This window comes from Streptomyces sp. NPDC055103, from assembly GCF_053607625.1.
Map to the genome: position 1 here is coordinate 1 of NZ_JBSGTX010000134.1, position 8,752 is coordinate 8,752.

An 8,752-nucleotide genomic window follows, 5' to 3' on the forward strand; every position below is an offset into this window, starting at 1 on the left:
GACAACTGCATAGGCTCTCGGAACACCCCGAGCATGCCCACCGATCACCCCGGGCGCACCGGGAAACTCCAAGATCCCCGACAGAGTCAAGCTAGGTCCAGCCCCCTTCACGGCCTGACATCCGCCGGCGGCGCCGCCGCGGGCGGATGTCAGGCCCTATGGGGCGGCGGTGGATGCTCCGGGGCGGTCGCTTCGCCGCCGCACGTGGTTCGGCCGAAGGCGCCGGTGGCGGTGGCGGTGGCGGTGGCGCGTCGTCGTCGGCTCCTCGGTATCGGACACCGCTCTGTGACCGCGATCACGTCCTCTCCCCGTGATGATTCCGGCGCGGGATCCGCTTGATCACCTGGAGAGCTCACCGATACGCACAGAGGGTGATCACACATGGACCCGAAAGGCCGGCAGTTCAGCGCGGACGACATGAGACGTCACGCATCCGGGTTCGTCGAGCGCGCGACGGCGCGGGCGCGGCTTCCTCTGGACTACTCCGCGACGAGTCTGCGGATCGTCGACCGGCTCATCGACGGGCTGCGTCGCGGCGGCACCGGGCGGGACAGCGTGGCGGGGCCGCTGCTCGGACTCGGCGCGTACGTCGGGGAAGTGCTGGTGCGCCAGGCCGGCGCGGTCTGGGTGGACCTGCCCCCGGAGCACCCCCTGCGTCCCGTCTTCGCGCACCCGGTCGGGGCGCGGATGCCCGACGGCCGGATATGGAATCCGCTCGGCCGGGTCGTGAACCGCTTCGAGCGAGGACCGGAGGAATCCCTTCAGATCTACTTCCTCACCCTGCACGGCAGGCGGTCGCCCCGGACCGGACGCACCCCCGGGCCGCGGCACGCCCCCGACGTGCGGGTGACCACCCGTGGGTGAACCATGGGAAGGGAGGTGGCGCGTGCAGCAGCCGCATGCGGGGGGAGCCAAGGCACGGTCTTCGGCTTCTAGAGGTGGCGAGCGTGGACGTCTTCGATGCCGTCGTCGTCGGGTCGGGTTTCGGCGGATCCGTGACGGCGTTCCGGATGGCGGAGGCCGGCCTCCGCGTATGCCTCCTGGAACGAGGGAAGCCGTTCCCGCCGGGATCCTTCCCCCGTAGTCCCCACGCCGCGGCCAAGAACTTCTGGGATCCGGACTCCGGGCTCCACGGGCTGTACGACATGTGGAGCTTCTCGAAGCTCGACGCCCTGGTGTCCAGCGGGCTGGGCGGAGGCTCGCTGATCTACGCCAACGTGCTGATCCGCAAGCCGGAAAGCTGGTTCGTCCACGAGTCGTTCGACGGAGGGTACGAGGACTGGCCCGTGACGCGGGAGGACCTCGATCCGCACTACGACCGCGTCGAGGCCATGCTGGGCGCGCAGCGGTACCCGTTCGACGTGAAGCCGTATCAGGACACGCCCAAGACCGTCGCCATGCGGGAGGCGGCGGAGCGGCTGGGTCTGCCGTGGGAACTCCCTCCGCTGGCCGTCTCCTTCGGAAGTCCCCCGGCGCCGGGCGTTCCCGTCGAGGGCGGCGAGGACAATCTCCATCACAGCCCGCGCTACACGTGCAGGCTGGTCGGTGAATGCGACCTGGGCTGCAATTTCGGCAGCAAGAACAGTCTCGACTTCACCTATCTCAGCGCCGCCGACCGGCTCGGGGCGGACATCCGGACGCTCTGCGAGGTCCGCTCCTTCGAGCCGGTCCGGGAGGGGTTCCTGGTCTCGTACGTCAAGCACGGCACCGCCGGGCACGACGATCCGCTCGCGCCTCCCGAGCGCCACACGGTCAGGACCCGACGGCTCGTCCTCTCCGCCGGAACCTTCGGCACCACCTATCTGCTGCTGAGGAACCGCAGCGCGTTCCCCGCACTCAGCCCCGCCCTGGGGACGCGCTTCTCCGGGAACGGGGACTTCCTCGGGCTGGTGATCAAAGCGCGCGAAGGGCGTCAGGACCGGCCAGGGGAGACGGTGCCGCGCATGCTGGAGCCGAGTCTCGGCCCCGTCATCACGAGCGCGATGCGCAGGGACCGCGCGGCGGACGGCGAGTCCGCCCGGGGCTTCTACATCGAGGACGCGGGATACCCGGAGTTCCTCAACTGGCTCGTCGAACACAACGTCCTCACCCTGTCCAACAGGGTCGCGAGGTTCGTACTGCGGCGAGGATGGTCGCAGCTGACGAGAACCGCCAAGAGCCGTGTGGGGCGACAGCTCGGTGACGCCATGGGCAAGGGGCTGTTCACCGCGACGTCCGTGCCGCTGCTCGGCATGGGGAGGGACGTCCCCGACGGCCGGATGTTCCTCCGGGACGGGAATCTGGACCTCGACTGGAGTCCGACCGCCTCCGACCCGTACTTCCACCAGATGAACGAGACCATGGGACGCGTGTCGCGCGCGATCGGCGGGCACTACGCCTCGAATCCCCTGTGGCGGCTCAACCGTCTGATCACCGTGCACCCCCTGGGCGGCGCGCCGATGGGACGCGACGAGCAGCACGGCGTGGTGGATCCGTACGGGCGCGTGTACGGCTGTCCGGGGCTGTCGATCGCCGACGGCTCGGTGATGCCCGGACCCGTGGGCCCGAACCCCTCGCTCACCATCGCGGCGCTGGCCGACCGGTCGGCGGACCGCCTCATCGAGGATCACCGGAAGAACCCCACGAGGCCCTCATGACGACCGGCCAGGGCGGCGAGCGCCGCGGCGACTCCCCGCGCAGATCACTCGTCCTCGCCGGCGGCGGGCTGAAGGTGGCCTTCCAGGCGGGCGCCCTCCAAGTCCTGCTCGACGAGGCGGACCTGCGGTTCGACCATGTCGACGGCGCCAGCGGGGGCGTGTTCAACCTCGCGATGTACTGCCAGGGGATGTCCGGACGCGAGATCGCGGACAACTGGCGCCGCCTCTCGCCCCTGAAGGGCGTGTCCCCGAACTGGCGCGAGTTGCCGAAAGGGCCGTACGCCAGGTCCCTCTTCACGCTGGACGGCTACCGGCGGCACGTCTTCCCCGGCTGGGGGCTGGACTGGGAGAGGATCCGGGCCACCGACCGGGAAGCCACCTTCAACCTCTACAACTTCACCGCCAACGAACTGGAGATCGTGACCGCGGACCGGATGGACGAGGAGCGGTTCTGTGCCGGGGTCGCGCTGCCCATGTGGTTCCCGCCCGTCGTCATCGACGGGGACACCTACATCGACCCGGTCTATCTGACCGACGGAAACGTCGAGGAGGCGATCCGGCGAGGCTGTGACGAGCTCTGGATCATCTGGACGGTCAGCCGGCGCCACCGCTGGCGGGACGGCTTCGTGGCCAACTACTTCCACATCATCGAGACGACGGCCAACGGCCAGTTGAAGCACTGGCTGCGTCGGATCGAGGCCAGCAACGCGGCGATCCGCGGCGGGGAGCGCGGGGAGTTCGGGCGCCTCATCGAGGTCAGACTCCTGAGCGCCGAGGTCCCGCTGAACTACCTCGTCAACTTCAGCAGGGACCGTTTCGCGCAGGCCGTGGAACTCGGCGTCCGATACGCTCGCGCCTGGTGCACCGCCCAGGGGATTCCCTGGCGGCCGAGCACCCCGCCGGACCACCCCGCCCCCGGCCCCGTCTTCGCCCCCGACTCCGGCCCCAGCGCCGGCTCCGGCCCGGGCTCCGCCTCCGAGGACCTGACGAGTCTGCGGTTCACCGAGCGCATGGTCGGCCGTGTCGTCTTCGGCGAGCACGACGCCCGAGAGGAGACCCGCGACGCCCGGGAGGAGACTTCGGCGGAGGGGCGAGCCACCGCCGACCTGGCCCTGCACGTGACCGTCGACATCCGGGGAGTGGACCGCTTCATCGTCGGTCCGGAGCACGAAGGCGCGCTGCGGGGAGAGATCGTCTGCCAGGAACTGGGCGGACGTCTGCCCGTCGAACGAGGCACCTTCCAGCTGTTCGTGGAGACCTCCGACCCGGAACACCTGCAGATGCGCTACCGGTTGTTCTTCACCGACCGCGCCGGCCATCGGCTCACCCTCAGCGGGCACAAGGACGTCGACGAGGACTCACGGCGGGGAGTCTGGCGGGACACGTCGGTCCTCCACACCCGGATCCTCCGTGGCCATGTCGATGCCGGCGAGGAGTCCACGGCCCCGATGGTGGCCTCGGGTTCCGTTCGCATCCGCCCGGCCGACTTCCTGAAGCAGCTCACCACCTTCCGGGTCGAGGCGCCGACACTCCCCGGCAGGGCCGCCGTGCTGGGCCGCTTCGGACGGTTCTTCGCCGGAAAGCTGTGGGACGTGTACGCGCAGGACGTCCTGCCCTGGTCACCGCTGTGACGGAGGATCCACCGTGGACTTCCACGAGTTGCGCAAGCAGGCGACGGCGCTCCTGTTCACACCGCAGGAACCGGTGCGCTGGCTGGCACCGAAGGAGCTGGCCCGTACGGCGGTCAAGGTCGGGCTGGCCGCCGTCTTCGCGGACTACGCGGACAAGCGGGAGATCCAGGGCGCGCTCCAGGCCGGACTCCTGCACGCGCCGCTGGCGCGTCCCGACGCCGACGAGATCTGGATCGACTTCGCCGCCGACCTCGGCGACGGCTTCGAGGCGACGTACTCGGTGGCGTCCGCGGTGGCGGCGGACCGGCTCGTCGTGGAAGGGGCCGGCGCCTGCCCCCGTGCCTCGCTGCTCGTCCTGGGCGGGGACCAGGTGTATCCGGTGGCGTCGACGACGGCGTACGAGGACCGGATGAAGGGCCCCTACCGCGCCGCTCTGCCGAGCGCGCCGGACCTGCCGCTCATGGTGGTGCTGCCGGGCAACCACGACTGGTACGACGGACTCACCGCGTTCCTGCGGATGTTCGCCCAGGGACGGTCCATCGGCGGCTGGGAGACCCGGCAGAGCCGGAGCTACTTCGCCGTGAGGCTGCCGCATCGGTGGTGGCTCGTCGGCCTTGACAGCCAGCTCGGTTCCTACGTCGACGATCCGCAGCGCCGCTACTTCGAGACCCACCTCTCGCCGCGGCTGCTGCCGGGCGACAGCGTGATCGTCTGTTCCGCGGCGCCCACCTGGGTCGAGAGCGACGAGGAGCCCGACGCCTTCAACTCGCTGCACTGGTTCGACCACAACGTCATCCGGACCCGCTTCGACGAGGCGACCCGGAAGCGCGAGGAGACGGGCGCGTCGATCCGGCTCTGGCTGACGGGCGACAAGCACCACTACGCCCGCTACGCGGAACAGCTGCCCGACGACCCGCCCGGATCCGACGGCGGGCCGCCTCCGGACCCGCGGCGGCGCCAGATGGTGACGTGCGGTCTGGGCGGCGCGTTCCTGGCCGCCACCCACCGGCTGCCGCGCACCCTGCCGCTGCCGCCCGAGACCTCGCGGATGCGGGAGAAGGACGTTCCGCCGCCGGTGTTCGCCCTCGCCCGGCACACGTATCCCGAAGCGGAGGAGTCCCGCGCGCTCGCCCGCGGGATCGCCGTGCCCTGGTCGCCGTACTGGCTCCCGCGGCGCAACCCCGGCTTCGCCGTACTGGCCGGGGCGCTGCAACTGGTGCTCGTCCTGCTCGCGAGCGGCGTGTTCGCGCTGGCCGAGGGCAGACACAATCCCGTCGGAGCCGTGCGGAGCGCCGGCGCGGACGACGTGTACGGGCTGCTCTGCACGAGCGCGGTTCTGCTCGTCCTGCCGTTCGTGATCGGCTGGGGCAGTGGGCTGCTGCGCGGACGCCGGCCCGGGATGCCGTCCGGTCCGGTCGTCGCCGTGCTGCTTCAGCTGGCGGTCGCCGTCGGCGCCCTGTCCGTCGCCGTCGCCGTGGCCCGGAAGGTCCCTCTCTCCTGGAACGGCATCTGGATCCTGCTGATCCTGCTGGCCGTCGCGGCGGTGATCGGCGCGCTCCTCGGGTCCCTGCTCTTCGCCCTGTGGGTGCTGTGGACGGACCGGGGCCTGGTCGCCGAGTGGCAGATGTCCGGGCAGTCGATCGACGACCGTCCTGGATTCCTCCGCATGCACATCGCCCGGGACGGCACGCTCACCCTCTATCCGCTGGCGCTCGACGCCACCTGCCGGGACTGGGACCTCGCCGAGGTCGCGGACACCCCGACCGCGTGGATGCGGCCGGTGCCGAAGCCGCCACCGGCCGTGCACCTCATCGAGGACCCCGTGACGATCGCTCGGACGGACGACGGATCACTCGGTTGACCCTCTGACGGACGACGGATCACTCGGTTGACCCTCTGTTCGAAGGCGGTCCTACGATGGGCCCATGACCTCCTCCATGCCGTCCCGAGTCGAACTGTGCCCGTTCACCACCGCCGACCAGGACGAGTTCTGCTCCCTCGTCAGGGCCAGCGCCGAGCTCCACTCGCCGTGGATGCAGCTGCCGGCGACCGCGGAGGAGTTCCGGAGCTGGATGCGCCGCTTCGAGGACAGCACCAACCTGGGCTTCCTGATCCGTGTGCGGGAGACCGGCGAGGCGGCCGGGATGGTCAACATCAACTCGATCGTCCGCGGCCGCTACCAGGGCGCCTCCATCGGCTACGCGGCCTTCGCCCCGTCCGCCGGTCGGGGCTACATGGCCGAAGGGCTCGCCCTCGTCCTGCGGCACGCCTTCGACGACCTGCGGCTCCACCGGCTGGAGGCGAACATCCAGCCGGCGAACACGTCGTCCCTGGCACTGGTCCGGCGACTGGGCTTCCGTTACGACGGCCTGTCGCCCGACTACCTCTACATCGACGGAGCCTGGCGCGACCACGAACGATGGTCCCTCGTCGCGCCCGCTCCCTGGACGCCCGACCCTTCGCTTCCCGAGGTCTAGAGAGCTGGTACCGCTACCGACCGATCACGCCCTGAGCAGCGCGGAGCGCCCGGCGAAGCGCGCCGAGTCGCCCAGCTCCTCCTCGATCCGGATCAGCTGGTTGTACTTCGCCGTCCGGTCGGAGCGGGAGAGCGAGCCGGTCTTGATCTGACCGCAGCCGGTCGCCACGGCCAGGTCCGCGATCGTGGTGTCCTCGGTCTCGCCCGAGCGGTGCGACATGACGGCCGTCCAGCCCGCCCGGTGGGCCGTGGCCACCGTGGCCAGTGCCTCGGTCAGGGTCCCGATCTGATTGACCTTGACCAGGACCGAGTTGCCGACGCCGGTGCGGATGCCCTCGCGCAGCAGCGTCTCGTTGGTGCAGAACACGTCGTCACCGGTGAGCTGGCACCGGTCGCCGACCCGGGCGGTCAGCTCGCGCCAGCCGTCCAGGTCGTTCTCCGCCATCGGGTCCTCGATGGAGACGACCGGGTAGGCGTCGATGAGCTTGGCCAGGTAGTCGGCGTTCTCGGAGGGAGTGCGGCGCACCCCTTCGCCCACGTAGTCGTACGCGCCGTCGCGGAAGAACTCCGACGACGCCGGGTCCATGACCAGGCCGATGTCCGCACCGGGGCGGTAGCCGGTGCGCTCGATGGCGGCCGTCACGAAGTCGAGCGCCTCCTCGGCGGTACGCAGTGCGGGTGCGAAGCCGCCCTCGTCGCCGACGCCCGTGGAGTGCCCTGCGGCCAGGAGGTCGCGGCGCAGGGTGTGGAAGACCTCGCTGCCCATGCGGACGGCTTCGGCGAAGGTGTCCGCGCCCACGGGCGCGATCATGAACTCCTGGAAGTCCAGCGGATTGTCGGCGTGGGCACCGCCGTTGACGATGTTCATCATGGGCAGCGGCAGGAGGTGGGCTCCGGCGCCGCCGAGGTAGCGGTAGAGGGGCTGCCGGTGGGCCGCGGCGGCGGCCTTGGCGACGGCGAGGGAGACGCCGAGGATCGCGTTGGCGCCGAGCCGGGACTTCGTGGCGGTGCCGTCGAGGGCGACGAGGGCGGCGTCGAGACCCGCCTGGTCCGCGGCGTCCCGGCCGCGCACGGAGGCCGCGATCTCCCCATTGACGTGCGCCACCGCGCGGTCGACGCCCTTGCCGTGCCAGCGCGCGGAGTCTCCGTCGCGCAGCTCCACGGCCTCCCGGGCGCCGGTGGAGGCGCCGGAGGGGACGGCCGCGCGGCCCAGGGATCCGTCCACCAGGACGACATCGACCTCGACCGTGGGGTTGCCCCGGCTGTCGATGATCCGGCGGGCGGTGACGGTCTCGATGGTGGCGTCGACTGTTCCGACTGCCTTCGTGGACATGGGAGGTCCTTCCCGTTGTCGTGTGCCGGAGCCCCGGCTGCGACGACGCTGACGCTGGACCCGACGAGCCGAACCATACAGCAATGCTGCACAGTTTTGCTGTACAGCATTGCTGCACAGGTCAGCCGCACGGCTTTGCGGACCAGCGGGGTAAAGTGCCGTATGCCCACCCCGGAAGCCGCCGCCATCGCCGCCGAACTGCGCACCGCGATGGGCAAGCTCACGCGACGCGTCAAGCACGAGGACCGCATCCCGCTGGGGCAGGCCGCCGTGCTCGGCGCACTCGACCGCAACGGCGCCATGACCACCAGCGACCTCGCCGCCGATCAGCGCGTACGCCCTCAGTCGATGGCCCGCTCGGTGGGACTCCTCATGGAGCAGAACCTGATCACGCGCCGGGCGCACCCCACGGACGGCCGCAAGTCACTGGTCGAACTGTCGGACGCGGGCCGCACAGCACTCGAGGCGGAGCGCGGCCGCAGGGCCGGCTGGCTCGCACAGGCCATCGAGGCCGAACTCAACGACGAGGAGCGGACGCTCCTCGCGCACAGCGCCGCCCTGCTGGAGCGACTCGCGACGCGCTAGTAGTGCTTGGTCAGGTCAGCTGTGGTTGAGCGTGTCCTTCTGGCTCGGTGTTGCGTTGAGAGGGTGTGACTCCGGACGAGATTGCGGCTGT

7 protein-coding genes are annotated in these 8,752 nt (G+C 70.6%); 6 read left to right on the forward strand and 1 reads right to left on the reverse strand.

Annotated features, from left to right (window positions below):
- Nucleotides 1-417: 417 nt before the first annotated feature.
- The 5 genes from ACWFR1_RS39555 to ACWFR1_RS39575 all read left to right on the forward strand — a co-directional run bounded on the left by ACWFR1_RS39555 (nt 418) and on the right by ACWFR1_RS39575 (nt 6,744).
- Nucleotides 418-864, forward strand: coding sequence for a hypothetical protein (locus tag ACWFR1_RS39555; RefSeq protein ID WP_453560769.1), 447 nt, complete (start codon nt 418-420; stop codon nt 862-864).
- An 83-nt stretch (nt 865-947) separates the two neighbouring features.
- Nucleotides 948-2,636, forward strand: a complete 1,689-nt coding sequence (locus ACWFR1_RS39560; protein ID WP_453560772.1) for a GMC oxidoreductase — start codon at nt 948-950, stop codon at nt 2,634-2,636.
- A complete protein-coding gene (locus ACWFR1_RS39565) occupies nt 2,633-4,267 on the forward strand; it encodes a patatin-like phospholipase family protein (protein WP_453560774.1) in 1,635 nt (544 codons plus the stop codon). Before ACWFR1_RS39560 ends, ACWFR1_RS39565 begins: the two co-directional genes overlap by 4 nt.
- A 13-nt stretch (nt 4,268-4,280) precedes the next feature.
- Complete coding sequence (locus tag ACWFR1_RS39570) at nt 4,281-6,128, forward strand: hypothetical protein (RefSeq protein WP_453560777.1); 1,848 nt, start codon at nt 4,281-4,283, stop codon at nt 6,126-6,128.
- Between the two features lie 64 nt (nt 6,129-6,192).
- The gene (locus ACWFR1_RS39575; protein ID WP_453560779.1) at nt 6,193-6,744 is read left to right on the forward strand and encodes a GNAT family N-acetyltransferase; all 552 of its coding nucleotides are present in this window, start codon (nt 6,193-6,195) and stop codon (nt 6,742-6,744) included.
- Between the two features lie 24 nt (nt 6,745-6,768).
- Here the strand turns inward: ACWFR1_RS39575 and eno are convergent, their stop codons facing one another.
- Nucleotides 6,769-8,076: a phosphopyruvate hydratase gene (gene eno / locus ACWFR1_RS39580; protein ID WP_453560782.1), complete on the reverse strand. Its 1,308-nt coding sequence runs from the start codon at nt 8,074-8,076 to the stop codon at nt 6,769-6,771.
- A 162-nt stretch (nt 8,077-8,238) separates the two neighbouring features.
- Here eno and ACWFR1_RS39585 point away from each other — a divergent pair, with 162 nt between their 5' ends.
- The gene (locus ACWFR1_RS39585) at nt 8,239-8,661 is read left to right on the forward strand and encodes a MarR family winged helix-turn-helix transcriptional regulator (RefSeq protein WP_453560784.1); all 423 of its coding nucleotides are present in this window, start codon (nt 8,239-8,241) and stop codon (nt 8,659-8,661) included.
- Nucleotides 8,662-8,752: the final 91 nt, after the last annotated feature.

Bases quoted from the DNA above. Each gene is read 5' to 3' on its own strand.
- ACWFR1_RS39555 (WP_453560769.1), top strand. From the start codon at position 418: ATGAGACGTCACGCATCCGGGTTCGTCGAGCGCGCGACGGCGCGGGCG.
- ACWFR1_RS39565 (WP_453560774.1), top strand. From the start codon at position 2,633: ATGACGACCGGCCAGGGCGGCGAGCGCCGCGGCGACTCCCCGCGCAGA.
- ACWFR1_RS39575 (WP_453560779.1), top strand. From the start codon at position 6,193: ATGACCTCCTCCATGCCGTCCCGAGTCGAACTGTGCCCGTTCACCACC.
- eno (WP_453560782.1), bottom strand. From the start codon at position 8,076: ATGTCCACGAAGGCAGTCGGAACAGTCGACGCCACCATCGAGACCGTC.
- ACWFR1_RS39585 (WP_453560784.1), top strand. From the start codon at position 8,239: ATGCCCACCCCGGAAGCCGCCGCCATCGCCGCCGAACTGCGCACCGCG.